Origin of the sequence: Micromonospora sp. KC721 (genome assembly GCF_004348355.1) — a bacterium.
Classification (GTDB): domain Bacteria; phylum Actinomycetota; class Actinomycetes; order Mycobacteriales; family Micromonosporaceae; genus Micromonospora.
In genome coordinates this window covers 1-25511 of record NZ_SMJY01000070.1, presented here as the reverse complement: position 1 = coordinate 25511, position 25511 = coordinate 1, and the positions used below count along the sequence as shown (strand labels likewise).

Sequence of the window (25511 nt, the reverse complement as noted above, 5' to 3'; positions counted from 1 at the left end):
GGGTGCGAAGAGTGCGACGAGATCGTCGAGGCGGACCACCACCGCGGCAAGCGGGACGGCCGCCCCGACGGCGATCAGCATCGCCGGGGTGGACGGCGGCGGACCGGCGGCGGCCCAGCCGAGCAGGCCGAGCAGCGCCACCGAGAGCAGGACCAGATTGCGCGCGACGTGCCGCAGGCCGATCGGGGCATCACCCGCGCCGAAGCAGCGGCAGGCCGGGCGGACACCACGGCGCAGCGTGCCGACGATCGCGGCGGTGAGCACGCCGAGCAACCCGGCGGCGAGCAGCAGCCCGGCGGGGACGGTGGGCGGCCCGGCGAGCAGCACGACCACGGCCGCCTCGGTGGCCACCGCGAGCCGGGCGACCGCGGACGCCCACCGGGCCGGCACACCGAACTGGCCGACCGAGCCCACGAACCCGTCGAAGCCCGCCCGGGTACGCAGCTTGCCGACCACGGCGGTGAGGAACACCAGGGCCAGCAACAGCCGCGCGGCCAGCTCCACCGCTCGCATTCGGACCACCTCCTCGGCGCGGGTGGCCCACGCTAGGGGCGGCGAATACATCGCGGATACATCGGTCTACATCGGTGGCGACGTCGGCTGTAGGGCCGGTGTACCGGGCGGCCGTAGCGTCCCGGCAACAACCGGTATCGGAAGGAGGTGAACGAATGTTCCGTCGACTGGAAAGCCTGGGCGAGCGGATGCTCGGCGTGTTCGTGCCCAGGGTGACGGCCGCGGCCGCCTGTCCGCCGGACCCGTGGTGCGCCGTGTGTGGTACGTGCCACCTGAAGCGGTGCAGCCAGAACGGTGCCTGCAAGACGTTCTGCGGTTCGTGCGGGTACTACTGCAGCGCGGGGGCGAACAGCATGACCGCCCTGTGCTGAAACCAGCACCGGTGTGCCGCACGGCCACGGCCGTGGCCGTGCGGCACACCACCCGGGTCGGTCACTCGGCGCGCAGCCGGGGCCGGACCACCACTCCGAGCAGATCCGACTCGGGGACATAGCCGCACTCGCGGGAGTCGTAGCTGAACGGCGGGTTGTCGCCGAGCACCACCAACTGCCCGGGCGGCACGACCCGCTCCGGGCGTTGCCGCAACAGCGGCACCCGGTCGACGGGCACCGGCTCGCCGGGCACCGCGTACGCCCGCTTGATCAGCAGACCGGGGCCGGTGTCGGTCGGCCGGGTGGGGTGGCCGGCAGTCATCGCCGCCGGGGCCACCACCACGACCACATCGCCCGGACGGACGCGGGCCAGCGGCACCCGCCGGGCCAGCACCCGGTCACCCGGGCGCAGCGTCGGCTCCATGCTGCGGCCCACGACGGAGACCAGCAGCAGGTGCCGACGGGCCCAGAGCAGGCCGACGGTCGCCGACGCGAGCACGCCGGCCGCCACCAGCCATCCCATCGTCGACACCGGTCAGGCACCGCGCAGGGTCGCGCCGAACCGCTCCGCCGCCAGGGCGACCGCGGTGTCCCGGGCGGCCAGCGCCTCCTCGACCGTCAGCGTCCGGTCCGGGGCCCGGAAGGTGAGCTTGTACGCCAGCGACCGGCGTCCCGCACCGAGCTGCTCCGAGGCGTACACGTCGAACAGGCGCACGTCCTCGAGCAGTTCACCGGCCCCCTCGACGAGGGTCCGCCGCACCTCGGCGGCGGGCACCGACGCGTCGAGCACCAGCGCCACGTCGATCAGCGCCGGCGGGAAGGTGGAGACGGTCGGCGCGGGCGCCAGCGGGGCCGGCGGCAGCGCGTCGAGGTCCAGTTCCATGGCGCTGGTGCGCTTCGGCAACTCCAGGGCCGCCACCACCGCCGGGTGCAGTTCGCCGGCGTACCCGACGACGGTGCCGTCGACCAGCAGCGCGGCGCAGCGTCCGGGGTGCCATGGCGCGTGGTCGGCGGCGCGTACCTCGACCCGCTCGGCCGGGATGTCGGCGGCGGCGAGCACGTCCCGGCCGGCCTGGACGGCGTCCGCCCAGCCGGCGGCGCGGCCCGGACCCCACCAGCCGGCGGAATCGAGGTCACCGGTGAGGACGACGGCGACGTGCCGGGGCTGGTGCGGCACCACCGCGTCGGCGGCGGCGAACTCGGCGTCGGTGGGGCGACGGTCGACGCCCATAACCGGCGGGCGCCCGGCCCCGGGGCGCGGGTGGAAGACCGTGCCGATCTCGTAGAGCGCGAGGTCGCGGTGACCACGGCCGAGGTTGCGCCGGAGGATGCCCAGCAGCGGGCCGAGCAGCGTGGTGCGCAGCAGCGGCTCCTCCTCGGACAGCGGGTTGGCCAGCCGCACCGCCCGACGGCGCGGGTCGTCGGCGGGCAGGCCGAGCTGGTCGGCCAGCTCCGGCGAGGTGAACGGGTGGGCGACCACCTCGACGAGGCCACGCTCGGCCAGCGAGCGGGCCACCGCCCGGCGGCGACGCTGCTGCCAGGTCAGGCCGCGCCCGGGCGGCGCGGTGGGCAGCACCGACGGCACCCGGTCGTACCCGTCGAGCCGTACCACCTCCTCGACCAGGTCCGCCGGGTCGGTGAGGTCGGGCCGCCAGGTCGGCGGGGTCACGGTGAGCACGTCGCCACCGCCGGCGGCCACGCCGACCTCGCCCGGGTCCTCGGCGAGCCGGTCGGGCCCCCGGACGACGGTGCAGCCCACCTGCTCCAGCAGGGCGACCACCCGCTCCGGCGGGTACGCCACCCCGACCCGCCGCGACGGCAGGTCGACCGGCAGGGTGACCGGGGTCATCGGCCGGACGTGGTCGAGGTCGAGGACCGCGGTGCCGGCGGTGCCGCCACCGTGCGCGGTGAGCAGCCCGGCGGCACGTTCCAGGGCGACCAGCGGCAGGGCCGGGTCCACGCCCCGCTCCCAGCGCTTCGCGGCCTCACTGAACAGCCGGTGCCGGCGGGCGGTGCGCCCGACCATCACCGGGTCCCAGTGGGCGGCCTCGAGGAGCACGTTGGTGGTGCCGTCGACGACCTCGCTGGTCTCGCCGCCCATCACCGCGGCGAGCGAGACGGGCCCGGTGTCGTCGCAGATCACCATGTCCTCGGCGGCGAGGGTACGGGCCACCCCGTCCAGGGTGGTCACCTTCTCCCCCGGCTCGGCCCGGCGCACCACCAGCGGCCCGGTGATCCGGTCGGCGTCGAAGGCGTGCATGGGCTGACCCAGCTCGAGCATCACGTAGTTGGTGATGTCGACCGGCAGCGAGATGCTGCGGATGCCGGCCACGGTGAGCCGGCGCTTCATCCAGCCGGGGGTGGCGGCGCCCGGGTCGACCCCGCGCACCATCCGGGCGGCGAACCGGTCACAGCCGACGGTGTCGCGCACCTCGACCGGGTACGCCGGCTCGGCGGTACCGGCGGCGGCGGGCGCCAGGCCCGGGTCGCGGAACGGCACACCGAGCGCGTGCGCCAGTTCGCGGGCCAGGCCGCGCACGCTCAGCGCGTACCCCCGGTCCGGGGTGATCTCCACCTCGACCACGACGTCGTCGAGGCCCACCACGGGCCGGGCGTCGTCGCCGGGCTTGGCCGGGGTGTCGGCCGGCAGCACGACGATGCCCGAGTGGTCGTCGCCCAGACCCAGCTCCTTCGCGGAGCAGATCATGCCGTGCGAGTTACGCCCGTAGGTCTTGCGCGCGCCGATGGCGAAGCCGCCGGGCAGCACCCCGCCGGGGAGAATCACCACCACCCTGTCGCCCTCGGCGAAGTTGCGTGCCCCGCAGACGATCTCCTGCGGTTCGCCGGTGCCGTTGGCGGTGCCCACGTCGACCCGACAGAACCGGATCGGCTTCTTGAAGCCGGTCAGTTCCTCGATCTCCAGCACCTCGCCGACCACCAACCGGCCGGTGACGGTGCCGGCCAGGTCCTCGATGGACTCGACCTCGATGCCGAGGTCGACCAGGGCCTGCTCCAGATCGCCGGCGGGCAGGTCGGCGGGGAGGTCGACGTACTCCCGCAGCCAACTGACAGAAACTCGCATCTCAGACCACCGTTCCCGTGACTCGTACCCGCATCGCCCTACGCACCGACCCCGAACGCGCGGGTGAACCGCACGTCGCCCTCGGCCATGTCCCGCATGTCGCTGACCCCGTGCCGGAACATCACCGTCCGGTCGATGCCCATGCCGAACGCGAACCCGGAGTAGACCTCCGGGTCGATGCCGCAGGCACGCAGCACCCGCGGGTTGACCATGCCGCAGCCGCCCCACTCGACCCAGCGCGGGCCGTCGCGGTGCTCGGGGAACCAGACGTCGAACTCGGCCGACGGCTCGGTGAACGGGAAGTAGTGCGGCCGGAAGCGGGTCTTCGCCCCTTCACCGAACATCGCCCGGGCGAAGTGGTCGAGGGTGCCGCGCAGGTGGGCCAGGGTGATGCCCTTGTCCACCACCAGGCCCTCGACCTGGTGGAACACCGGCGCGTGGGTGGCGTCCAGCTCGTCGGTGCGGTAGACCCGGCCCGGCACGATCACGTAGATGGGGGGCTTGCGGGTCAGCATGGTGCGCGCCTGCACCGGCGAGGTGTGGGTACGCAGCACCAGCCCCGAACCCGCCTGGCCGCCCGGATCCGCGGCGGAGCCGTCGGCAGGTGCGATGTGGAAGGTGTCCATCAACCCGCGCGCCGGGTGGTCGGCGGGGATGTTCAACGCGTCGAAGTTGGTCCACTCCAGCTCGACCTCGGGGCCCTCGGCGACCTCGTAGCCCATCCCGACGAACAGGTCGCTGATCTGCTCCATCAGCGTGCTCAGCGGGTGTCGGGCACCGCGGGGTCGCCGGTCGTACGGCAGGGTCACGTCGACCCGCTCCTCGACCAGCACCCGGGCGGCCTGCTCGCGCTCCAGGATCTCGGCGCGGGCGGCGTACGCGGACTCGATGGCCCGGCGGGCCTCGTTGACCCGCTTGCCCGCGTCGGCCTTCGCCGCCGGCGGCAATGCGCCGATCTCCCGGCGGGCCAGCGACACCGGCGCCCGGTCGCCCAGGTGCGCGGGGCGCAGCGCGGTCAACGCATCGGGGTCGGCGGCGGCGGCGAACGCCTTCTCGGCGTCGGCGACGGCCTCGGCCAGGGCGGCCGGATCCAGCAGGGCGACCTGCTTCGGGTCGTACGGATCGTTGCGGTAGCTCATGGGTACGGGCACTCCCTCACGGCGGCGCCGGCCCTCACGGGCGGCTAGGCGAGTCTACGGACGCGCGGCTGTGCCGCAGCCCGCCGGTGGGAGTTGCGCAGGGGGAAGGGTCAGGCCCGCCGCCCGCCGACACCGGCGGGCTGGCTAAACGAACGCCGTGGCGCGTTCACCATGCGGACGACTCCCCTGTGCTGTCTGAGCGCGTGACACCGTCAGCGCAGTGCTCTGGCTGAAGCGTACAGGCAGACGGCGGCGGCCGCAGCCAGGTTCAGGCTCTCGGCACGCCCGTGCAGCGGCACCCGCACCCGGGCGTCGGCGGCGGCGGTCAGCGCCTCGGGCAGGCCGTGCGCCTCCGAGCCGAACAGCCACGCGGTGGGGGCGGCGAGCCGCCCGTGGTCGATGAGATCGTCGAGGTCGCTGTCGCCGTACCCCGTCGTGGCGAGCACGGTGAGCCCGGCGGCCCGCAGCGCTTCGATCACCGCGGCCGGGTCGGCGGCGCGGACCACGTCGACGTGGAAGAGGCTGCCGGCGGAGGCGCGCACGCACTTGCCGTTGTACGGGTCGACGGCGTCACCGGCGAAGACCACCGCGCCGGCGCCGGCGGCGTCGGCGGTGCGCAGCACCGTGCCGGCGTTGCCCGGGTCGCGGATCTCGGCCAGCACCGCGACCAGGCGCGGCCCGCGGGCGAGGGCGTCCGCCAGGGGTACGTCCAGGTGCCGGCAGACGGCGACCAGCCCCTGCGGGGCGACGGTCTCGGCGAGCGCGGCGAGGGCCTCGTCGGTGACCTCGGAGACGGGCACGTCCTGCCGGGCGGCCAGCGCGGCGAGGTCGGCGTACCGGTCGAGAGCGGCGGGGGTGCCGAACAGCTCGACGGTCGTGCCGGCCCGGGCCAGGGCCTCACGGACCGCCTGCGGCCCCTCGGCCAGGAACCGGCCGGTGGCGTCGCGGTCGCGGCGGCGGTGCAGCCGCCGGGCCGCGGCCACCCTGGGGGTACGCGGGGTGAACGGACCGGGGACAGCGTCGAGGCGCCTCCCGCGCGGTGGTGACTGCATGGGAGACGCCTCGATCTGCCGTGGGTGGGTCAGGCGGCCTGGGCCGCGGCGCCACCGGTGCCCTCGGCCGCCACCGCGGCCCGGGCCAGCTCGACGATCGCGGCGAACGCCGCGGCGTCGTTCACGGCCATGTCGGCCAGGATCTTGCGGTCGACCTCGATGCCGGCCAAGCGCAGGCCCTGGATCAGCCGGTTGTAGGTCAGGCCGTTCGCCCGGGCGCCGGCGTTGATCCGCTGGATCCAGAGCTGCCGGAAGTCGCCCTTGCGGTCGCGGCGGTCCCGGTAGGCGTACTGCATCGAGTGCAGCACCTGCTCCTTGGCCTTGCGGTACAGCCGGGAGCGCTGACCGCGGTAGCCGCTCGCGGTCTCCAGCAGGGTACGGCGCTTCTTCTGGGCGTTCACAGCCCGCTTGACGCGTGCCATCTCAACTCCTTCTTCGGTTCAGGTGGCGCGCGTCAGCGGCCGAGCAGCTTCTTGATTCGCTTGACGTCGGCCTTGACCAACTCGACCGTGCCGGTCAGCCGGCGGGTCCGGGTGGAGGCTTTCTTCTCCAGGTTGTGGCGGAGGCCGGCCTGCTGGGCGACGATCTTGCCCTTGCCGGTCACCTTGACCCGCTTGCCCATACCCGTGTGGCTCTTCATCTTCGGCATGTGGAACGTCTCTTCCTGTTACTGACCGCTGGTCTCAACGGTCGTGCCGGTGTCACCGGCTGCTGCGGTCTCGCCGGCCTCCGGGGCCGCGGAACCGTCCGCGGCTCGTTCCCGGGGCCCGCCCCGGGACGCCGTCGCGGCGGCCGCGGCGGCCTTCGTGGCGCGGTGCGGCGCGAGCACCATGATCATGTTGCGACCGTCCTGCTTCGGCGCGGCCTCGACGTACCCCAGATCCGAGATCTCGGACTCGAGCCGGCGCAGGAGCCGGTACCCCAGCTCCGGGCGGCTCTGCTCCCGACCGCGGAACATGATCGTCACCTTGACCTTGTCACCGGCCTTGAGGAACCGCACCACGTGACCCTTCTTGGTCTCGTAGTCGTGCGGGTCGATCTTCGGCCGGAGCTTCATCTCCTTGATGACGGTCTGCTGCTGGTTACGCCGCGCTTCGCGCGCCTTCAGTGCGCTCTCGTACTTGAACTTGCCGAAGTCCATGAGCTTGCACACCGGCGGGCGCGCCATCGGCGCAACCTCGACCAGGTCCAGGTCGACGTCCGCGGCCAGCTGCAGGGCGCGCTCCAGCGGGACGATGCCCACCTGCTCACCCTCAGGGCCGACCAGTCGGACCTCACGTGCCCGGATCTGTTCGTTCACGCGTGGTTCGACGCTGATGGGGCCTCCTCGAGTCGGTTCTCCTGCGTGGCCGACCCCGCGGACCCCGGGTGGGGCCGCCCGGAAAGCAGAAGGCCCCGGCACATGCCAGGGCCCACTCGACCGGTCGGCACGATCACATGATCGCGCATCCGGCACCGGGACGCGCCCGGAACCGGTGACCGGACCCGGCCACCTACGGTGGGCGACTCGGGTGGGAGCAGGCGCTCCGCTTCAGGACCGCCCGCACGCCGAGGCGGGGGCAGTCTGGTCGACTCGGCAACACTACACCCTCACCCCAGCCGCCCCAAACCCGGGGCCCCAGGTCAGCGGCGAATGTGACCGAACCGCAGCGAACCCCGACCCCCGGCGGACGGGACCGGCGAGGGACGGTCAGCGGGCGGAGGCGCCACCGGACAGGGTCGCCAGGTGGGCCTGGTGCAGGCGGCGCAGGGCGCGGACGCCCTCGACCGCGGTCTCCTTGTCGGCGGCCTGGAGGGCGACCATCGGCAGCAGGTCGTCGTCGTGCAACTCCAGGCTGGCCCAGGGCGCACCCCGGTCGAACCGGACGCCGCGGACGACCTCCCACGGCAGCTCGTACGACCCGATGACGTTACGGACCCGTACGCCACGCGCGTCCGCCTCCACGCGGGGACGGGTGAACAGCAGGATGGCCAGCGCGCCGAGCACACCGAGGCCCACCATGGCGAACTGGTCACCGCGCTGGAACGTGCCGTAGCCGTTGCCGGTGGCGCCGGTCAGCGAGGTGGCCACCGCGGTGAAGACCACCAGCAGCGCGACCGCCGAAACCCAGCAGACCACCCGGATGCGACGGGGCTTCAGCCGGACCAGCTCCGAATCACTCACCCCACCAGTCTGCCATCCGCCCCGGGCGGCCATCCGCCGCCACACGGAGTCGGGCGCCCGCACCGTCGCTGCCCGGCGTGATCCGTCGACCCTCGCCGTGATCCCTCGACCTGGACGGCCCACCCGGGCCGGCGAAGCGCGGCCCGGGTGGGGTCCTCAGAGTCGGCAGGCGTGGATGTTGGTGACCAGGATGGCGCGGGCGCCCAGCTCGTACAGCTCGTCCATGATCCGGTGCACGTCGTCGCGGAGCACCATCGCCTGCACCGCGACCCAGCCTTCCCGGTGCAGCGGGGAGACCGTCGGCGACTCGATCCCCGGGGTCAACGAGCTGGCCCGGTCGAGCAGGCCGGCCGGCACGTCGTAGGCGAGCATGACGTAGCGGCGGGCCACCAGTACGCCGTGCAGCCGGCGCAGCAGCTGGGCGGACTGCGGGTGCGCCGGCGCGTCGGTGCGCCGGACCAGCACCGCCGAGGACCGCAGCAGCGGTTCACCGAAGACCACGAGGCCCGCCTGGCGCAGCGTGGTGCCGGTCTCCACCACGTCGGCGACCACGTCGGCGACGCCGAGCCGGATGGCGTTCTCCACCGCCCCGTCCAGCCGGATCACGTCGGCCTTGACGCCCAGTTCGACCAGGTGCCGCTCGACCAGCCCCGGGTACGCGGTGGCGATCCGGTGCCCGCCCAACTCCCGTACGTCGTCGACGTCCCCGGGCCGGGCGGCGAACCGGACGGTGGCCCGGCCGAAGTCGAGGTCCACCACCTCCTCCGCCGGGGCACCCGAGTCGATCAGCAGGTCACGGCCGGTGATACCGACGTCCAGGTCGCCGGAGCCGACGTAGGTGGCGATGTCCTTGGGACGCAGGTAGAAGAACTCGATGTCGTTGGGCTCGTCCCGGCAGACGAGGTCCTTGGGGTCGATGCGCTGACGGTAGCCCGCCTCGCGCAGCATCTGGGCGGCCTTCTCGGCCAGGGCGCCCTTGTTCGGTACGGCGACACGCAGCATGACGGAGTGCTCCTTCGATCGAAGTCTGACCAACGACGGGGCGCACTCACAGATGTCGGTAGACGTCCTTGAGTTCGAGGCCACTGGCGAGCATCAGCACCTGGACCTGGTAGAGAAGCTGGGAGATCTCCTCGGCGGTACGCTCCGGCCCCTCGTGCTCGGCGGCCATCCACGACTCGGCCGCCTCCTCGACGACCTTCTTGCCGACGAAGTGCACCCCCTTGGACAGTGCGGCGACGGTGCCCGAGCCCGGGGTGCCGGCAGCGGCCTTGGCCTGCAGCTCGGCGAACAACTCCTCGAACGTCTTCACGGTAGGCGATTCTTCCAGTCACCCGCTGACGCCGCGCTCCGGGTCCCGGCCGGGTCGTTTTCCGTACCCTCGCTGGTTTTCTGTCCGGTTCCCCCGCCCGAGGCACGACGCAGGGCGCACTCGCGGCGGCACCGTCGGTGTCGGGGGGCATCGGCAACAAATCGACATCGATCGTACGGTTGAGAACCGTTACACCCTGCCGGACATCGGTCGTCTTCTCTAGGCTGTCCGCCATGGCACGCAGCAGCTCCCGGCTTCTCACGCTCACCGCCGTCGTCGTCCTCGTCACGGCGGTCGGCTGCACGCCTACGCCTGGGAGGAGCCCCGGGACTTCCACCGGCCCGGACAGCACCGCCTGCACGAAGGCGGGCCTGCGTACCCGCACGCCCGGCACGCTCACCATCGCCACCGGCGAGCCGGCGCACGAACCGTGGTTCCGGCAGAACAAACCGGAGAACGGCGAGGGTTTCGAGTCCGCCGTCGCGTACGCGGTGGCGACCCAGCTCGGGTACGCCAGCACGGAGGTCACCTGGACCCGGGTGAAGCCCGACGCCGCCGTGGCCCCCGGCCCGAAGAGCTTCGACCTCGCCATCGGCCAGTTCTCCCTGACCGAGGAGCGCAAGCAGGCGGTCGACCTCTCCGCGCCCTACTACCTGGTGCGCCAGGCCGTGATCGCGCGGAAGTCGTCGAAGATCGCCGGGAGGAAGGCCCTGGCCGAGCTGACCGACGCCAAGCTCGGCGCCCTGGGCAACAGCACCAGCCACCAGGCCATCACCGAACTCATCAAGCCCGGGCCGAAGCCGCAGGCCTACCGCGACAACGACGAGGCCATGGCCGCCCTGCGGAGCGGTCAGATCGACGGCCTGGTGGTGGACCTGCCGACCGCCTTCCGCATCACCTCGGCCAAGACCACCGACGTCGCCATCGTCGGTCAACTACCGCAGGTGGGCGCACCGGAGACGTTCGGGCTGCTGCTCGACAAGGACTCCCCGCTGTCCGGGTGCGTCAACGAGGCGATCAGCAAGCTCCGCGAGGCCGGCACCCTGACCCAACTGGAGCAGCAGTGGCTCGGCCGGTCGGCGGGCGCGACCGAACTCGGCTGAGGCGCCTCGCCGCCGCCCGGGCGTGCCACGGCGACGGCCTCTACCAGCGCCGCCGGCCGGCGCGCGGGTCGCTCAGTCGGCGTCGGCGTCGGCGCCGCCACGGGCCGGGCGTCGGGTGGACCCCAGCTCCGGTACGCCATCCGCAGCCCCGGCAGTCGCGCGTACCTGACCTCCATGATGGGCAGTCAACCATGCGAACGCCCGACAGCCGCGCCGGGCGGGTCGTCCTGATCCGCGGCAGACGGCGGTCTCCCTCTCCGTGGACACCCCGGTCCGCCGCAGACGAAGTCGATCAAGTCCGAAGGGCGGTAGGGCCGCAGGCGACGCGGGGTGAGCGGGCAGGGCGGTCAGAAGCCGACCCGGTGGCCGGTCTCGGCGACCGCCCGGATGGCCAGGGCGGCATCGAGGGCGGCGACGGTGGCCGACCAGCCCTTGTCCTCCGCCGAGCCGGGCAACCCGGCCCGGTCCCGGGCCTGCGCGATGGTGTCGACGGTGAGCACGCCGTGCGCCACCGGCTTGCCCTCGTCCAACGCCACCCGGGTCAGCCCCTCGGTCACCGACTTGCAGACGTAGTCGAAGTGCGCGGTGGCCCCGCGCACCACCACGCCGAGGGCGACCACCACGTCGCAACGGCGGGCCAGAGCCTGCGCCACCACCGGCAGCTCCACCGAACCGGCGACCCGGGCCACCACCGCCCGGGCCCCGCACGCCTCGGCCGCCGCGACCGCCCGGTCGAGCATGTGGTCGGTCAGCTCGCCGTGCCAACGCGCCGCCACCACCCCGACGGTCATGCCGGCGGCGTCCACCGCGCTCACCCCGGGCTCGCCGAAACCCGCCATGTCTACGCTCCGATCTCGTCGCCGGCGACCGGACGGCCCATCGGGGCCTCGGTCACCTCGTCCAGTTCGTCCAGCAGGTGACCCATCCGGTCCCGCTTCGTACGCAGGTAACGCACGTTCTCCGGGTGCGGCCGGACCGGCAACCCGGTACGGCCGGTGATCCGCAGCCCGTACCCCTCCAGCCCGGCCCGCTTGGCCGGGTTGTTGGTGAGCAACCGCATCGACCGTACGCCCAGGTCGTAGAGGATCTGCGCGCCGGTGCCGTAGTCCCGGGCGTCAGCCGGCAGCCCCAGGTCCAGGTTCGCGTCGACCGTGTCGCGGCCCTGGTCCTGGAGCTGGTACGCCTGGAGCTTGTGCAGCAGGCCGATCCCGCGCCCCTCGTGCCCGCGCACGTACAGCACCACCCCGCGTCCCTCCCGGGCGACCCGGGCCAGGGCGGCCTGCAACTGCGGCCCGCAGTCGCAGCGCAGCGAGCCGAACACGTCCCCGGTCAGGCACTCCGAGTGCACCCGGACCAGCACGTCCTCCCCGTCACCAAGCTCGCCGTAGACCATCGCGACGTGCTCGGCCGGGTCGTGCTCGGCGCGGTAGCCCAGCGCCCGGAACACCCCGTACGGGGTGGGCATCCGTGCGTCGGCGACCTGCTCGACCTGCTTCTCGTGCCGCCGCCGGTAGGCCACCAGGTCGGCGATGGTGACCAGGGACAGCGAGTGCTCGGCGCAGAACTTCTCCAGGTCCGGCAGACGCATCATGGTGCCGTCGTCGTTGACCAGTTCGCAGAGCACACCGGCCGGGCGCAGCCCGGCCAGCCGGGTCAGGTCGACGGCCGCCTCGGTGTGCCCCGCACGGCGCAGCACGCCACCCTCGCGGGCCCGCAGCGGCACCACGTGGCCGGGGCGGGCCAGGTCGGTCGGACCGGTCGCCGGGTCGGCGAGCAGCCGGATGGTGTGCGACCGGTCGGCGGCGGAGATGCCGGTGGTCACCCCCTCCCGGGCGTCCACGGTCACCGTGTAGGCGGTGCCCCGCCGGTCCTGGTTGGTGTGGTGCATCGGCGGCAGGTCGAGCCGGTCGCACTCGCTCTCGGTCAGCGGCACGCAGATGTAGCCGGAGGTCCACCGGACCATGAACGCGACCAGTTCCGGCGTCGCCAGTTCCGCGGCGAAGATCAGATCGCCCTCGTTCTCCCGGTCCTCGTCGTCGACCACGACGACGGGCCGGCCGGCGGCGATGTCCGCCACCGCCTGGGCGATGCTCGCGAAGCTGCTCATGCCACGGCCTCCGAGTAGGTGGGCGGGATCGGTCGGGCGATTCGGGTGGCGCGGGAGCTGCGCCACCAGGCGAGCAGGCCGGCGACGCACAGCGCGCCGTAGACGAGGTACATGGCGGCCGACGGGTAGAAACCACCGCGCAGCAGCAGCGGCACCCCGACCGCGTCCACGGCGATCCAGACCAGCCAGAAGTCCACCCAGCCCCGGGCCATGCCGTAGGTGGCGAGCAGGCTGCCGGTGAGGATCCAGGCGTCCGGCAGCGGACCCCAGGAGCCCAGCGCGGCGAGCACCGGATATGCCACGGCGGTGCCGAGCACGGCGGCCACCAGCAGGCCCAGCCGTTCCCGCCCGGTCGCCCAGCGGGGGGTCACCGCCGGCTGCTCCCCACCGCCGGCCCGCCGGTTGCGCGCCCAGCGCCACCAGCCGTACAGGCTGACCGCGAAGAAGAACACCTGGCGGCCGGCCTGGCCGTACAGGTCGTGGGCCTGCGGGGTGGCGAAGGCACCGCCGAGGAAGACGGTGAACAGCAGCGCGTTGCCGACCATGCCGACCGGCCAGGCCCAGACCAGCCGGCGCAGCCCGAACAGGGCGGAGACGAGACCGAAGACGTTGCCGACGATCTCCCGGACCAGCACCGGGGAACCGGCGATCTGGACCTGGGCGTCGAGCAGCCAGCCGAGCGGACCCATCAGGACTCACCACCCGACAGTCGGTCACCGAGCAGCCGCTCGACGTACTTGGCGAGCACGTCCACCTCCAGGTTCACCGGATCGCCGACGGCCCGGTCGCCGAGGGTGGTCAGTTTGAGGGTGGTCGGGATGAGCCCGACGGCGAACCAGTCCGGCCCGACGGCCGCCACGGTGAGCGACACCCCGTCGACGGTGATCGAGCCCTTCTCCACCACGTACCGGGACAGCGCGGCGGGGAGCCGGAACCGCAGGGTCTCCCACTTCGCGGCCGGCTCCCGGGAGAGCAGCTCGCCGACCCCGTCGACGTGGCCCTGCACGAGGTGCCCGCCGAGCCGGCTGTTCAGCGCGGCGGCCCGTTCCAGGTTGACCGGGTCGCCCGGGCGCAACGCGCCGAGCGCGGAGCGGCGCAGGGTCTCCCCCATCACGTCGGCGGTGAAGACCGCGTCGTCGACGTCGACGACGGTCAGACAGACTCCGTTGACCGCGATGGAGTCGCCGTGCCGGGCGTCCGAGGTGACCAGCGGGCCGCGGATGGCGACCAGGGCGGAGTCACCCCCGGTGTCGGTGACGCGGACGACCTCGCCGCGCTCCTCGACGATGCCGGTGAACATGTCAGGCCTCCCTCTTCCGGGGCAGCGCGGTGATCCGCAGGTCGGGGCCGACCTGCGTGACGTCGGTGATGTCCAGGTCGACGGCGTCGGCGATGGTCGACACGCCGGCGTCGGCCAGCGCGGTCGGGCCGGCGCCGAGCAGCTTCGGTGCCACGTACCCGATGACCTTGTCGACCAGCCCGGCGGCGAGGAACGCGCCGGCCAGCCGCGGCCCGCCCTCCAGCAGCGCGGCGCGCACGCCGCGGTGGTGCAGCTCCGCCAACAGCACCGGCAGGTCCACCCGGCCGTCCGGGCCGGTGCCGACCTCCGCGCCGGTGGCGATCCAGGTCTGGGCGGCGCCGTCGCGCACCCGGGCCTCCGCCGGGGTACGCCCCGAGCTGTCCACCACCACCCGCAGCGGCTGCCGGATGGCCAGGGTGCCGTCGCGCAGGTTACGGGCGGTGAGCCGGGGGTCGTCGGCGAGCACGGTACCCACCCCGACGATGACGGCGTCGACCGTGCCGCGCAGCGCGTGCACGTCGATCCGGGCCGCCTCGGACGTGATCCACATGCTGGTGCCGTCATCGGCGGCGGACCGGCCGTCGAGGGTGGCGGCGTACTTCCAGATCACGTACGGCCAGCCCCGGCGCATCGAGGTCAGCCAGGCGACGTTGCCGGCCTCGGCCTCGGCGGCGCACAGCCCCACGTCCACCTGCACCCCGGCGGCGCGCAGGGTGGCGGCACCGCCGGCGGCGACCGGGTTGGGGTCGGGCACGGCGATCACCACCCGGGCGACACCGGCCTGGATCAGCGCGAGACTGCACGGACCGGTACGGCCGGTGTGGTCGCAGGGTTCGAGGGTGACCACGGCGGTGCCGCCACGGGCGCGCCGACCGGCCTGGGCGAGCGCGACGATCTCGGCGTGCGGCCCGCCCGCGTACGCGTGGAATCCCTCCCCGACGACCGTGCCGTCCGGATCGAGCAGGACACAGCCGACGACCGGGTTGGGGCTGGTGGTGCCGAGGCCACGGGCGGCCAGCGCGACGGCACGACGCATCGCTTCGTCGACGGAGACGCCGGCCATGGCCTCTGCCCTCTCACTCGCCGGTCGGCGCGCTGGGCGGTCGACGGGAGGAGCCGCGGGCAGGCGGCGGCGGACCTGGGGACGGCACAGCCGGCCCCGGGGAGCCCACGCGGGAGGATCAGCCCACGCAGGCCCGCCCCGTCCCGCGCGCTGTCTCCCATCCGGACTGTCTGGTGGCGCAACGATCTCGCCGCCAACCGTCGGCCCCGGATTCTCACCAGGTCCACCGGGCGGCCTGAGCCGTCCGGGTCGCGGGCTTACCACGGTCGGGCCGTGGATCACCGCCGGTTCGGAATTTCACCGAGCCCCGCCAGCGCGTGGTGGGTACCCGGAAAGTCTTACACGTCGGGGTGGGGGGTGCGCCACTCCCGGCGTGCTACCTCACACGCCGTCGGCCCGGCGGCGGTCCACCGCCACGTACGAGCCGGGCTGGCTCTTGGCAACGGTCTTCATCTCCGAGGCGACCGCGATCGCGGCGAGCGGATCGGTGAAGCGCTTGCGCGAGTCGGACAGCGACACGCCGATCGAGAGGGTCACCAGGTGGGCCTTGCGGATGTTGCCGCGACGGTCCTTGAGTTCCACGTAGCCGCGCTCGGCGTCGGCGGGGTCGTAGAGCTTGTCGGCGGCCCGTTCGAAGTCCACCACCGCCCGGGAGGTGAGCGGCCGGACCTGCTCCGGTGTGCAGACGATGACGAAGTCGTCGCCGCCGACGTGGCCGAGGAAGGCCGGTGGCAGCCCGATCGAGACCACCGCCCGGTGCAGGCTACGGGCCAGCGCGGAGATGAACTCGTCGCCGCGGACGAAACCGTACCGGTCGTTGACGCTCTTGAACCGGTCGATGTCGATGTAGCCGACCGCGTAGTCGACGCCGCTGCGTACCCGGTCGCTGATCTCCCGGCGGATCCGGCTGTTGCCGGGCAACCCGGTCAGTGGGGAAACCTCACGGAACTCCTTGTTGCGGCGCAACGTGGAGCTGACCCGGGCCACCAGTTCGGCGGTGTCGAAGGGCTTGACCAGGTAGTCGTCGGCGCCCGCGCTGAGCCCGTGCACCTTGTCCACGGTCATTCCCTTGGCGGTCAACATGATCACCGGCAGGGCCGAGGTCATCGGGTCGGCCCGCAGCCGTCGGGTGAGTTCCAGACCGTCGATCCGCGGCATCATCAGGTCCACCACCGCCAGGTCCGGCCGGTGCCGCTCGATCATCTCCAGCGCCTCCTGACCGTCGGAGGCGTGCAGCACGTCGAACCCGTGCAGGCGCAGGTTGAACTCGACGAAGCGGGCGATGTCGGCGTCGTCGTCGACGACCAGGATGACGTCGGGTCGGTCGCCGGCCGGGTCCACGTCAGGCCCCGGCGACGGCGCGCTCCGCCAGGCCGCGCAGCCGGCGCACCGCCTCGGCCGGGTCGTCGGCGCCGTAGACGGCGGTGCCGGCGACGAAGGCGTCGGCACCGGCCGCCGCCGCCTGCTCGATGGTGTCGGCGGCGATACCGCCGTCGACCTCGATACGCAACTCGAGGTGGCCGCTGGCCACGTGCTGGCGGGCGGTGCGGACCTTCTCCAGCAGTTGCGGGACGAACCGCTGCCCGCCGAAACCGGCCTTGATCGTCATGATCAGCAGGGTGTCGAAGCTCGGCAGCAGATCCAGGTACGGCTCGATCGGGGTGTCCCGGTCGATGGCCAGTCCCGCCTTGGCGCCGGCCGAACGCAGGTCCTTGGCGAGCGCGACCGGGTCGTCGCAGGCCTCGGCGTGGAAGGTGACGTTGTAGGCGCCGGCGTCGGCGTAACCGGGTGCCCAGCGACGCGGATCGGTGATCATGAGGTGCACGTCGAACGGGATCCGGGTGGCCGCCCGCAGGCTCTGCACCACCGGTAGCCCGATGGTCAGGTTCGGTACGAAGTGGTTGTCCATCACGTCGACGTGCAGCCAGTCCGCGGCTCCCTCGACAGCACGGACTTCTTCGGCCAGGCGGGCGAAATCGGCAGCGAGGATGCTGGGCGCGACGATCGGCGGCGGTACGGTCACCTGGCCAGTGTACGAACGCGCCCCGCCATCCCCGGCAGGGCACCTCGTACGGACACACTGGGTGACGCAGGAATGACGATCGGTGCGAAATGGGGCCTCTGTCCGGCAAGAACCACACGAAGGGTCACCGGGCACTGGCCGATTGGCGGAAACGCGGGAAAAATCCAACAGGGACGGTCACATATGCTGCACGCCCGACGACGGGGCGACGCCGGGCGGGTGGCGAAGACCGGCCGTCATCTCCCGGGAAGGGCGGACGATGCGACGGTGGCTGGTGGCGCTGGTCCTGGCCGGCGCGGCGCTGACGATGAGCGGCTGCTTCGAGCAGCACCGGGCCGACGGTGACCTGGCCGACGACTGGCCCGTACTGCCCGCACCGCAGTTGTTCGTGCCCGCCACGGACGCCTGTCTGCCCCGGATAACACCGGTGGTGCAGGCCAGCACCTACGACACGGTGGACTGTTCCCGCAGCCACCTGGCCGAGGCGATCCATGTCGGCTCCTTCTCCGGCGCCGCCGCCCGTGGGCCACGGCCCGAACCGGGCTCGGCGGCGTTGCGTCCCGCCCGGGCCGAATGCGACCAGCGGGCCCGGGAGGTGCTCGGCGGCGACTGGCACTCGGCGCGACTCACCCTGAACATCGCGCTGCCCTCGACGACGGCATGGAACAGCGGCGCGCGGTGGTTCCGCTGCGACCTGAGCGAGACCGACAGCATCGACAACACCCGGCCGGTCAACCGGACCGGCAGCCTGCGCGGCGCGATGATCGGCGACAATCCGCTGTCGCACCGTTGCTTCGACCCGAAGCTGATCGGCAAGAACCTCAACTACATGGCGCCGGTGCTCTGCTCCGAACCGCACCGGGCCGAGTTCGTCGGCGTCTACGTCGAGAAGGACATGACCTGGGAGCAGTTCACCAAGGCCAACCAGCAGGTGCACCGGCGCTGCATGGCGCTGATCGCCAGCTTCGCCGACGTGCCGAACAACGCCGAACTGCCGTACCGGGCCGGATCGATCTTCTACCCCCCGTCGCAGCGGGAGTGGCAGGAGGGCGACCGGGGCATCCGCTGTTTCCTGTGGAGCGATGACCGGAAACTGACCCGCTCGATGCGCGGCGCCGGGCCGGAGGGGTTGCCGGCCATCTGAACCCGGCTGCCGTATGCTCCGGCCCCAGGACGGCGTCGCTGGCCGGCGGGGTGCCGCGGCGTCGCCGGCCGGGCGCGGCGGAGGAGCGGTGGCGATGCGACGGTGGACGGCGGTCGCCCCGGGCGCGGTGGCGGCCCTCGCGCTGGCCGCCTGCGGCGCCCCGGCCGGGCTGGACGCCGATCTCACCGACGACTGGCCGGCGCTCGCCGCCCCGCGGCCCTTCGTCCCGGCTGCCGGGGTGTGCCACCCCGGCGTACCGGACGTCGGTCACCTCGGCGGTTACCAGCCCGTCGACTGCGCCCTGGCGCACCGGGCCGAAACCCTCCACGTCGGCACCCTGACCGGGGCGCACGCGGCCGGGACGACGCCGCCGTTGCGCGGCAGCGACGCGACGCGTACCGCCCATGCCGAATGCGGCCGGGAGGTCCACCGCGCCCTCGGCGCGGACTGGCGTTCCGGCCGGCTCAGCCTCACCGTCGTCCTCCCCTCCCCCCGCGCCTGGACCGGCGGGGCCCGCTGGTTCCGCTGCGACCTCAGCGAGGTCAAGAGCATCGACGATCCTAGGGTCGTCGTCCGGACCGGCAGCCTGCGTGGGGCGCTGACCGGGGCCGCCGCGCTCCGGTTGGGTTGCGTCGAGCCCCGGATGGCCGGCACCGACGTCAGCGCGATGACCCCGGTGCCGTGCACCGCCCGCCACCACGTCGAGTTCGTCGGCGTCTGGCAGGCCACCGGCCTCAGCTACGCCCGGCTCCACCGGGGCGACGACCGGGTCCACCGGGGCTGCCGCAGCCTGCTGGCCCGCCACACCGGGGTCCCGGACGACGGCGACCTGCCGTTCCGCGCCGGCTCGATCTTCTACCACCCCACGGAACGGGAGTGGCGGGACGGCGACCGGGGCGTGCGGTGTTTCCTGTGGGTCGACGACCGTCCCCTGACCCGCTCGCTACGCGACGCCGGCCCGCGCGCCCTGCCGGTCCGCTGAGCCGAACCGCGCCGGTCACACCCGCCGCAGTACCGCGAGGAACATCGCGTCCGTGCCGTGCCGGTGCGGCCAGAGCTGCACCGTCGGGCCGTCCCCCAGCCCTGGCATGCCGGCGGGCAGCAGCCGGCGGGCGTCGACGAAGTCCGCCGGCACCTCGGACCGCCGGGCCGCCTCGGTCACCGTCACGTGCGTCTCCACCACGTGCGGCGAGCACGTCACGTAGGCGACCAGACCGCCGGGACGCACCGCGCGCAGCGCGGCGGCGAGCAGTTCCCGCTGCAGCCGGGTCAACGGCGGCAGGTCCGAGGGCTGACGCCGCCACCGGGACTCGGGCCGGCGGCGCAGCGAACCCAGACCGGTGCAGGGTGCGTCCACCAGGACACGGTCGAAGTGCCCCTCCGGCAGCTTCGGGTCCGCGCCGACAGTGCGGCCGTCGGTGTGCAGCACGGTCACCGGCAGTCCTCGGGTGGCCTGCGCGACCAGCCGGGCCCGGTGCTCGGATACCTCCACCGCGGTCAGCCGGCCACCGCGCTGCGCGGCGAGCGCACCGAGCAGACCCGACTTGCCGCCCGGGCCGGCGCACAGGTCGAGCCAGCGTCCGTCCGGGCCGTCCAGCGGGGCGGTCGCCAGGGCGTGCGCCACCAACTGCGAGCCCTCGTCCTGCACGTGCGCGCGCCCCTCGGTCACCGCCGGCAGGTCGCCCGGCGCCCCGCCGGAAAGATAGACGGCGTACGGGGAGAAGGCGCCGGGGGCGCCACCCACCGCGTCGGCCAACTCCACCGGGTCGGCCAGGCCGGGCCGGGCACACAGGTGCACCGGGGGTCGCTCGTTGTCCTCCATCAGCAGCCGGGTGGTCTCCCCCAGGTCACCGCCGAGCGCCTCGGCGAACGCCCGCACGATCCACTGGGGATGGCTGTACGCCAGCGCAAGGTGCCCGATCGGGTCGGTCTCCATGGGCGGGGCGAGCTTCGCCACCCAGGCGTCGGCGTCGCGGCCGGCCACCTCGCGCAGCACCGCGTTGGCGAAGCCGGTGGCCCCCGCGGCGACCACCCGGACCAGGTCGACGGTCGAGGAGACCGCCGCGTGCGCCGGCACCCGGGTGTGCAGGAGCTGGTACGCCCCGAGCCGCAGGGCGTCGCGTACCGGCGGGTCGATCCGGGCGACGTCCCGCCCGGCCGCGTCGGTGAGGATCGCGTCCAGGGTGCCGGTGTGGCGCAGCGTGCCGTAGGTCAGCTCGGTGGCGAACGCGGCGTCCCGGCCGGTCAGGCCCTGCTCCCGCAGGATCGCCGGGAGCACCAGATTGGCGTACGCGTCGTCCCGGTGCACGGCCTCGACGGCCTGGTAGGCCACGTACCGGGGCAGGTCGACCGCCGGGCGGACGGGACGGCCACCGCGCCGGTCGAAGCCGGCCCGGCCGCCACCGGACCGGTCGCCGCGGAAACCGCCGCCGGCCGGACGGTCGCCGCGCGCGGCGTCGGGACGGCGGGGCGCGGACCGGTCGTACCGGTCACCACGGGGGGCCTCGCCGCGGCCGGCGGACCGGTCCTCGCGAGGGCTGTCGGAGCGGAAGCTGTCGGGACGATCCGAGGGGGCGGTCACGCGAACACCTCGCCGGCGCTGACCCGGGTGCCCCGCGCCCAGTCGCTCGCCGACATGGCCTTCTTCCCCGCCGCCCGGACCTCGCCGAGCCGCACCGGCACCGTCGCGGTGCCGACCAGCACCCGGGACTTCTCCGCCAGCAGCTCGCCCGGCTTCAGCTCGGGGCCGTTCGCCACCGGGGTGACCGGGCCGAGCTTGACCCGCTCGTCCCGGAAGGTCGTCCACGGGCCGGGAGCCGGCGTACAGGCACGGATGCGTCGGTCCACCGCGAAGGCCGGGTCGGTCCAGCGGACCCGCGCGTCCTCCACGGTGAGCTTCGGGGCCAGGGAGACCCCGTCGACCGGCTGCGGATCGGCCCGCGCCGTCCCCGCCTCGATCGCGTCGAGAACGGCCACCAGCAGGCCGGCACCGGAGTGGGCCAGCCGCTCCAGCAGGTCGCCGGAGGTGTCGGTGGGCCGGATCTCGTCGGTCAGCGTGCCGTACACCGGACCGGTGTCCAGCCCCTGCTCCAGCTGGAAGACGCTGGCGCCGGTCAGCTCGTCGCCGTGCAGCACGGCGTGCTGCACGGGAGCCGCGCCGCGCCAGGCCGGCAGCAGGGAGAAGTGCAGGTTGATCCAGCCGTGCCGGGGAATCTCCAGGGCCACCGGGGGCACCAGCGCGCCGTACGCGACCACCGGCACGCAGTCCGGCGCGAGTTCGCGCAACCGGTCGAGGAACTCCGGCTCCCGGGGCCGGGCGGGGGTGAGCACCTCGACGCCGTGCTCGTCGGCCCAGGCCCCGACAGGGGAACGGACCAGCCCACGACCACGACCGGCCGGGGCGTCGGGGCGGGTCACCACGGCCAGCAGCTCGTGCCCGGAGGCGTGCACGGCGGCCAGGGCGGGAACGGCGACGGCCGGGGTGCCGGCGAAGACCAGACGCAACCGGCTCACCGCCCCAGACCGAACGGGTTGCCGGCGGCGTGCGGGCTCAGCTTGACCGTGGGCGGGGCGGCCGGGTCGTACCATTCCGCCTGGCGGATCGCCTTCATCGCCGCCTTGCGCCCGGCCGGGTCCAGTCGGTCGACGAAGAGCACCCCGTCGAGGTGGTCGGTCTCGTGCTGGATGCAGCGGGCCATCAGGCCGGTGCCGACGATCTGCATCGGGTCGCCGTAACCGTTGAAGCCCTTCGCGACGACGTTCTGCCGACGCTTGGTGTCGAAGTAGAGCCCGGGAATGGACAGGCAGCCCTCGGGGCCGTCCTGCTCCTCGGAGTCCGGGAACTCCAGCACGGGGTTGACCAGGTGACCGAGGACGTCGTCCACGTCGAAGGTGAACACCCGCAGACCCACGCCGAGCTGCGGCGCGGCCAGACCGGCGCCGCTCTGCTCACGCATCGTGTCGGTCAGGTCGGCGATGAGCTTGCGCAGCTCGACGTCGAAGTCGACGACCGGATCGGCCGGCGTGCGCAGCACCGGATCCCCGAACAGACGGATGGGCTGGACGGTCACGCGGTGTGGCTCCTTCGATCGGACGGACGGTGCCGTACCAGTCTACGGAGTGCCGGTGGCCGGCCCGGCCGGCGTGCCGCCCGCCGGGGCGGCGGCCCGCGTGTCGAAGGTCACCGGCAGGGTCCGGTGACCGCGCAGGGTGAGTCGTGTCTCTCCCGGCGGCCCTGCCGCGTTCAGGCGCCGGAGCCCGGATCCCCGGCCAGGACCGCGTCGCCGTTGAGCAGGGCGTGTTCGGGCAACGGAAGGGTGACGCCGTGCGCGGCCGCCCAGTCGTGGATGGTGGACGGGCGGGCGTGGGCGGCGAAGTACTCCACCGCGCTCATCCCGCCGATCACCGGTTCCTCCACCTCCGCGACCAGTTGCGCGGGCACCAGGTCGAAGCCGTTCTGCAACGCGGCGCTGAGCCGGCGGTGGCCGTCGACGACGAAGAAGTACTCGCCGGTGTAGCCGATCCGCAGCGGCTCCAGCGCCTCGTCGCCGGCCTCGGCCACCTCGCCGACGAACTCCGAGTCCCACAGCCCGCGCAGGGTGGCGATGTCCTCGGTCGGGTAGACCCGGGCCGGATCCAGCAGCAGCAGCGGCGGCGCGTCGCGCAGCACGTCGGCGCCGAGGCGCCCCTCGTACGCGTCGACGATGTGCGTGATCACCTCGTCGGCGCTGGCCCGGGTGCTGTCGCAGACGACGTCGTAGTTGCGCAACCGGGCCTTGTCCACGCCGTAACGGACGATGAACCGGTTGCGCTCGCTTTCGCTGCGCTCCTTGAGCTTGGCTTTGGCCTCCTCCAGCGAGGCGTAGCTCTCGGCCGGACCGGACGGGCGCAGCAGCACCCGCCGGGCGGCCTCGCCCGGTTCGGTGATCATGTGCACCTTGAGCGCGTCGGTGAAGAAGTGCCAGGCCAGCCGGGAGTCCATGATCAGCGCCTCGCCGGAGGCGGCGATGTCCCGCTGGAGCTGGTCGACGTAGCCGTCGACGGCCTGGTCCAGCTCGGCGTGCAGGTTCAGCTGGAGGGCGGTCATCTGCCGCTCCTGCGCCATCTGCCGGTAGAGGTCGCCGACACTGACCCGGCGCATCCCCAGCCGGCGGGCGATCTCGACGGAGACGGTGCTCTTGCCGCTGCCGAGGTCACCGTTGAAGACGATCGATTTACGAACGGTCACGACTGGTCCACCCCTGATCACCGGCTGATTGACATCATCGATCGGGCGTCGGAACGACGCTTCCGCCATCTCGCGCCATTTGTGCGCCCGGGCATGACGGGCGATGCTATCACGCGCCCGCCAGCGGCCTGCCTCACGCGGTGTGCGACGGTGACGCACCGCGACGACAGGTCGCCCCGCCGCGCGTACGCCGTCGGCGATCAGGACGTCCACCGTCCGCCCCGGCGGCCGGCGCTGCCGGGCTCAGAACAAACTCAGCGGGTCGACCTGGAGGCGGACCGGGTCGGCGGCTTTGCGGGCGCTGCGCACCCCGGCCGCCGTGTGCAGCGCCTCGGCCAGGGCGGCGCCCCGTGACCGGGGTACCCGGACCAGCATCCGCTCCCGGTCCTCGTCGGCCGGGACCGGGCCGAGCACCTCGGCGTCGTCGGGCAGCGGGGCCGCGGCGAGCAGGTCGGCCACCGCGGCGGCGGAACCGGTGACGCTGGCCATCCGCGTCGCCGGGGGGAAGGCCAGCTCGCGGCGCTCGGCCAGCTCCCGGGCGGCGAACCAGGCCGGATCCCAGCGCAGCAGCGCCTGCACCGGGGCGAGCGCGCCATCGGCGACCACCACCACCCGTCCTCCGGCGGGGGCGGGTCGGGCCAGCGCCGCGGCGGCCAGCCAGCGGCGCAGCGTCTCCTCCCCGGCGCGCAGGTCGGCCCGGGTGAGCAGGGCCCAGGAGTCGAGCAGCAGCACCGCGCCGTAGCCGCCCTCGGCGACCGGCTCGGCACCCGGCGTGGCGATGACCAGCGCGGCACCGGCCGGTACGGTGCGCAGCACCTCCTCCCGGCCGGAGGTGCGCACCGGCACGCCCGGGAAGGCCCGTCCGAGCTCCTCGGCGGTGCGGCGGGCACCGGTGACCGCGGCGCGCAGCCGCCGCCCGCCGCACTCCGGGCAGGCGTACGCGGCGGCGATCCGGCCGCACCAGCGGCAGGCGGGCGCGCCGTCGGCCGAGGGCAGGGCGAGCGGGCCGGCACAGTGGGGACAGCGGGCGGGGGTGCGGCACTCGGCGCAGGAGACCGAGGGCAGATAGCCACGGCGGGGCACCTGGACCAGCACGGGGGCGTCGGCGCGCAGGGTGTCCCGGGCGGTGGTCCAGGCCAGGCTGGGCAGCCGGGCGGTGACCGCTCCCGGGTCGCGGGCCAGCTGCGGGTCGTCGCCGGTCGGTGCGATGGCCGGGGTACGCGCCCGCACGGTCGCCCGGTCGGCGACCACCTCGCGGGCCCAACCGGTCTCCACTAGCAGTTGCGCCTCGGCGGTACGGGTGAACCCGCCGACCAGCGCGGCGACCCCGGCGAGCTGGGCCCGGGTCAGCAGCACCTCCCGGGCGTGCGGGTACGGCGCCCGGGGTTCGGCGTGCAGGTCGTCGCCGTCGTCCCAGATCGCCACCAGTCCGAGCCGGTCCACCGGGGCGAACATCGCCGCCCGGGTGCCGACCACCACCGGCACGTCGCCGCGCCGGGCGGCGAGGAACGCCCGGTAGCGGCGGGCCGGTCCCAGGGCGGCGGAGAGGCAGGCGTGCCGCCCCGGACCGAGGGTCGTGGTGAGGGCGGCGTCGAGCCGCTCCAGGTCCCCGGCATCGGCGACCACGACGACGGCGCCCCGTCCGCCGGCGACGGTGGCGGCGACCGCGTCGGCGTACCGGGCCGCCCAGTCCTCGCCGGCCAGCGCCGACCAGACCGCGCGGGGGGCCCGGCCGTCGGTGAGCGCCCGCAGGAACGCGGGACCGGCCGGATAGTCCCGCCACCCGCGCGGGTCGACCGGCGGGGCGGAGCCGGCGACGGGCCGGGCGGCGGGGGGCTCGTCCGCCGCTGCCGTGCTCGACGCAGCGTCGGCGGGGGCAGCGGGTGGTTCCTTCTCGACGCGGGCGTGCCG

Annotated in this window: 26 protein-coding genes; 3 read left to right on the top strand and 23 right to left on the bottom strand. The window is 73.8% G+C overall.

Features of this window, described 5'->3' with window-relative positions:
* The 11 genes from E1182_RS14430 to E1182_RS14380 all read right to left on the bottom strand — a co-directional run.
* Window positions 1–513, bottom strand: a 513-nt coding sequence (locus E1182_RS14430) for a MauE/DoxX family redox-associated membrane protein (RefSeq protein ID WP_165942611.1), incomplete at its 3' end; no start/stop codon positions are given.
* Window positions 514–945: 432 nt separating this feature from the next.
* On the bottom strand, window positions 946–1407 hold the full coding sequence (locus E1182_RS14425) for a S26 family signal peptidase (protein WP_243706216.1): 462 nt from the start codon (window positions 1405–1407) through the stop codon (window positions 946–948).
* Window positions 1408–1419: 12 nt separating this feature from the next.
* A complete protein-coding gene (pheT, locus tag E1182_RS14420) occupies window positions 1420–3966 on the bottom strand; it encodes a phenylalanine--tRNA ligase subunit beta (protein ID WP_132265103.1) in 2547 nt (848 codons plus the stop codon).
* A 38-nt stretch (window positions 3967–4004) separates the two neighbouring features.
* A complete protein-coding gene (gene pheS / locus E1182_RS14415) occupies window positions 4005–5105 on the bottom strand; it encodes a phenylalanine--tRNA ligase subunit alpha (protein ID WP_132265101.1) in 1101 nt (366 codons plus the stop codon).
* Window positions 5106–5317: 212 nt separating this feature from the next.
* On the bottom strand, window positions 5318–6157 hold the full coding sequence (locus E1182_RS14410) for an RNA methyltransferase (RefSeq protein WP_132265099.1): 840 nt from the start codon (window positions 6155–6157) through the stop codon (window positions 5318–5320).
* Between the two features lie 29 nt (window positions 6158–6186).
* On the bottom strand, window positions 6187–6579 hold the full coding sequence (gene rplT / locus E1182_RS14405) for a 50S ribosomal protein L20 (protein WP_089008309.1): 393 nt from the start codon (window positions 6577–6579) through the stop codon (window positions 6187–6189).
* 32 nt (window positions 6580–6611) lie between these two features.
* On the bottom strand, window positions 6612–6806 hold the full coding sequence (gene rpmI / locus E1182_RS14400; protein ID WP_132265097.1) for a 50S ribosomal protein L35: 195 nt from the start codon (window positions 6804–6806) through the stop codon (window positions 6612–6614).
* Window positions 6807–6824: 18 nt separating this feature from the next.
* A complete protein-coding gene (gene infC, locus E1182_RS14395; RefSeq protein WP_132265095.1) occupies window positions 6825–7457 on the bottom strand; it encodes a translation initiation factor IF-3 in 633 nt (210 codons plus the stop codon).
* A 390-nt stretch (window positions 7458–7847) separates the two neighbouring features.
* On the bottom strand, window positions 7848–8354 hold the full coding sequence (locus tag E1182_RS14390; protein ID WP_132265113.1) for a PH domain-containing protein: 507 nt from the start codon (window positions 8352–8354) through the stop codon (window positions 7848–7850).
* Window positions 8355–8477: 123 nt separating this feature from the next.
* Window positions 8478–9323 carry an ATP phosphoribosyltransferase gene (hisG, locus tag E1182_RS14385; protein ID WP_132265092.1) on the bottom strand — a complete coding sequence of 282 codons (846 nt, stop codon included), beginning with the start codon at window positions 9321–9323 and terminating at the stop codon, window positions 8478–8480.
* Between the two features lie 46 nt (window positions 9324–9369).
* Window positions 9370–9633, bottom strand: a complete 264-nt coding sequence (locus E1182_RS14380) for a phosphoribosyl-ATP diphosphatase (RefSeq protein ID WP_132265090.1) — start codon at window positions 9631–9633, stop codon at window positions 9370–9372.
* Between the two features lie 233 nt (window positions 9634–9866).
* On the opposite strand from E1182_RS14380, the gene E1182_RS14375 reads away from it, so the two are divergent.
* On the top strand, window positions 9867–10736 hold the full coding sequence (locus E1182_RS14375) for an ABC transporter substrate-binding protein (RefSeq protein ID WP_132265087.1): 870 nt from the start codon (window positions 9867–9869) through the stop codon (window positions 10734–10736).
* Between the two features lie 347 nt (window positions 10737–11083).
* On the opposite strand, the gene ribH is transcribed toward E1182_RS14375, so the two are convergent.
* The 7 genes from ribH to rpe all read right to left on the bottom strand — a co-directional run bounded on the left by ribH (window position 11084) and on the right by rpe (window position 17229).
* A complete protein-coding gene (ribH, locus tag E1182_RS14370) occupies window positions 11084–11575 on the bottom strand; it encodes a 6,7-dimethyl-8-ribityllumazine synthase (RefSeq protein ID WP_132265085.1) in 492 nt (163 codons plus the stop codon).
* Between the two features lie 2 nt (window positions 11576–11577).
* Complete coding sequence (locus E1182_RS14365; protein ID WP_132265083.1) at window positions 11578–12843, bottom strand: bifunctional 3,4-dihydroxy-2-butanone-4-phosphate synthase/GTP cyclohydrolase II; 1266 nt, start codon at window positions 12841–12843, stop codon at window positions 11578–11580.
* Complete coding sequence (gene pnuC / locus E1182_RS14360) at window positions 12840–13532, bottom strand: nicotinamide riboside transporter PnuC (protein WP_132265081.1); 693 nt, start codon at window positions 13530–13532, stop codon at window positions 12840–12842. Before pnuC ends, E1182_RS14365 begins: the two co-directional genes overlap by 4 nt.
* Window positions 13532–14143: a riboflavin synthase gene (locus tag E1182_RS14355; protein WP_132265079.1), complete on the bottom strand. Its 612-nt coding sequence runs from the start codon at window positions 14141–14143 to the stop codon at window positions 13532–13534. Before E1182_RS14355 ends, pnuC begins: the two co-directional genes overlap by 1 nt.
* A gap of 1 nt (window position 14144) precedes the next feature.
* Window positions 14145–15206, bottom strand: a complete 1062-nt coding sequence (ribD, locus tag E1182_RS14350) for a bifunctional diaminohydroxyphosphoribosylaminopyrimidine deaminase/5-amino-6-(5-phosphoribosylamino)uracil reductase RibD (RefSeq protein WP_132265077.1) — start codon at window positions 15204–15206, stop codon at window positions 14145–14147.
* 381 nt (window positions 15207–15587) lie between these two features.
* The gene (locus E1182_RS14345) at window positions 15588–16547 is read right to left on the bottom strand and encodes a response regulator (protein ID WP_132265075.1); all 960 of its coding nucleotides are present in this window, start codon (window positions 16545–16547) and stop codon (window positions 15588–15590) included.
* A 1-nt stretch (window position 16548) separates the two neighbouring features.
* Window positions 16549–17229 carry a ribulose-phosphate 3-epimerase gene (gene rpe, locus E1182_RS14340; protein WP_132265073.1) on the bottom strand — a complete coding sequence of 227 codons (681 nt, stop codon included), beginning with the start codon at window positions 17227–17229 and terminating at the stop codon, window positions 16549–16551.
* A gap of 259 nt (window positions 17230–17488) precedes the next feature.
* Between rpe and E1182_RS14335 the strand changes: the two genes are divergently transcribed.
* Together E1182_RS14335 and E1182_RS14330 are read left to right on the top strand one after the other, a co-directional pair.
* Window positions 17489–18373: a septum formation family protein gene (locus E1182_RS14335; protein ID WP_132265071.1), complete on the top strand. Its 885-nt coding sequence runs from the start codon at window positions 17489–17491 to the stop codon at window positions 18371–18373.
* Between the two features lie 94 nt (window positions 18374–18467).
* Entirely contained in the window at window positions 18468–19355 is an 888-nt protein-coding gene (locus tag E1182_RS14330) for a septum formation family protein (protein ID WP_132265069.1), read from the top strand.
* Between the two features lie 15 nt (window positions 19356–19370).
* Here E1182_RS14330 and E1182_RS14325 read toward each other — a convergent pair whose 3' ends face one another.
* The 5 genes from E1182_RS14325 to E1182_RS14305 all read right to left on the bottom strand — a co-directional run.
* Window positions 19371–20954, bottom strand: a complete 1584-nt coding sequence (locus tag E1182_RS14325) for an RsmB/NOP family class I SAM-dependent RNA methyltransferase (RefSeq protein WP_243706214.1) — start codon at window positions 20952–20954, stop codon at window positions 19371–19373.
* A complete protein-coding gene (gene fmt / locus E1182_RS14320) occupies window positions 20951–21877 on the bottom strand; it encodes a methionyl-tRNA formyltransferase (RefSeq protein WP_132265108.1) in 927 nt (308 codons plus the stop codon). The genes E1182_RS14325 and fmt overlap by 4 nt, the downstream gene beginning before the upstream one ends.
* 5 nt (window positions 21878–21882) lie before the next feature.
* Entirely contained in the window at window positions 21883–22443 is a 561-nt protein-coding gene (gene def / locus E1182_RS14315; RefSeq protein WP_132265067.1) for a peptide deformylase, read from the bottom strand.
* A 173-nt stretch (window positions 22444–22616) separates the two neighbouring features.
* Entirely contained in the window at window positions 22617–23600 is a 984-nt protein-coding gene (locus E1182_RS14310; RefSeq protein WP_132265065.1) for an AAA family ATPase, read from the bottom strand.
* A 243-nt stretch (window positions 23601–23843) separates the two neighbouring features.
* Window positions 23844–25511 (bottom strand): primosome assembly protein PriA (locus E1182_RS14305; RefSeq protein ID WP_132265063.1); only part of this gene is annotated, 1668 nt, incomplete at its 5' end.